The 1,531-nt window shown below is 56.8% G+C and carries 1 protein-coding gene; it reads right to left on the bottom strand.

Features of this window, described 5'->3' with window-relative positions; all coding sequences use genetic code 11:
• Positions 1–143 precede the first annotated feature (143 nt).
• The coding region (cysS, locus tag QVP67_RS02330; protein ID WP_288179818.1) for a cysteine--tRNA ligase at positions 144–1,531 on the bottom strand (1,388 nt) is incomplete at its 5' end.

Raw genomic sequence — 1,531 nt, 5'->3', positions numbered from 1 at the left:
TAAGGAGCCGGCGGGTGGCAGGATGACGGAATGCCGCGCCGCCATCAGGACATGAAAAAGGCACGGGCGGCACCGCCTTTCCTGACCGATGTTGGGAAAAAGGCAATGCCATCCGTGCCTGTTGCAGCGGCGGGAGTAGGAAATTATTTATTGAGTTTCCACTCCGAACCGTCTTTGCCGTCCTTTATCTCGAAACCAAGGGCGGTCAGTTCGTTGCGTATTTTGTCGCTCGTAGCCCAGTCCTTGTTGGCTTTAGCTTTGGCGCGTTCTTCCAGCAGCATGTCTACTACGTGGCCGAAGGCTTCTTCGCGGGCGGCGTTCGAAGCGTTCTCGGCTTTCAGACCCAGAATGTCGAAGCAGAACAGGTGGAAGGTTTCTTTCAGTTCCTCCAGATCGGCAGCAGTGATGGTGTCGTTGCCTGCCAGAATATTGTTCACCATCTTGGCTCCGTCGAATAGGTGGGCGATGACGATAGGCGTATTCAAATCATCGTCCATAGCTTCGTAGCACTTCTCACGCAACTGCTTTACGTCCACCGTCGATGCTTGTGCGGGCGTAATCTTTTCCAGTCCGCTGACGGCATCCATCAGTCGGGCCAGTCCCTTCTCAGCGGCCTTCAGGGCCTCGTTGCCGAAGTCCACGGTGCTGCGGTAGTGTGCCTGCAGGGTGAAGAAGCGGATGGTCATCGGGGTGTAGGCCTGCTCCAGCAGCGGGTGTGTGCCGGTGAAGAGCTGCTCCAGGGTGATGAAGTTGTTGTAGCTCTTACCCATCTTCTGTCCGTTCACGGTCAGCATGTTGTTGTGCATCCAGTAGTGCACCATGTCGTCGCCCTGACTGGCTACGCTTTGTGCTATCTCGCATTCGTGATGCGGGAAGATGAGGTCCATGCCGCCTCCGTGTATGTCGAAGTGTTCGCCCAGATACTTCCGTCCCATGGCCGTACATTCGCAGTGCCAGCCCGGGAAACCGTTGCCCCAAGGCGACGGCCAGCGCATGATGTGCTCCGGTTGTGCATTCTTCCACAGGGCGAAGTCGGCGGGGTTACGCTTCTCGTCCTGTCCGTCCAGCTCACGGGTGGTGTTCAGCACGTCGTCCAGGTTGCGGCCGGACAGCTTGCCGTAGTGGTGGTCGTGGTTGTACTTGGCCACGTCGAAGTAGACGGAACCCTTGCTTTCGTAGGCATATCCGTTCTTCAGTATCTCCTTTACCAGTTCAATCTGCTCGATGATGTGTCCCGAGGCTTGCGGCTCGATGCTGGGACGCAGTACGCCCAAGGCATCCATAGCCTCGTGGTAGCGGTTGGTGTAATACTGTGCCACTTCCATCGGCTCCAATTGTTCCAGACGTGCCTTCTTGGCTATCTTGTCCTCGCCTTCGTCAGCGTCGTGTTCCAGGTGACCCACGTCGGTAATGTTGCGCACATAGCGCACTTTATATCCTAAGTGCTTGAGGTAGCGGAAGAGGATATCGAAGGTAATGGCCGGACGGGCGTGTCCCAAGTGCGGATCGCCATAGACCGTAGGGCCGCAGA

This window comes from Bacteroides sp. CAG:633 (assembly GCF_000435115.1).
Taxonomy (GTDB): domain Bacteria; phylum Bacteroidota; class Bacteroidia; order Bacteroidales; family Bacteroidaceae; genus Bacteroides; species Bacteroides ndongoniae.
Note: the sequence above shows the minus strand (reverse complement) of the source record. Positions and strands in the feature narration are given on the sequence as shown.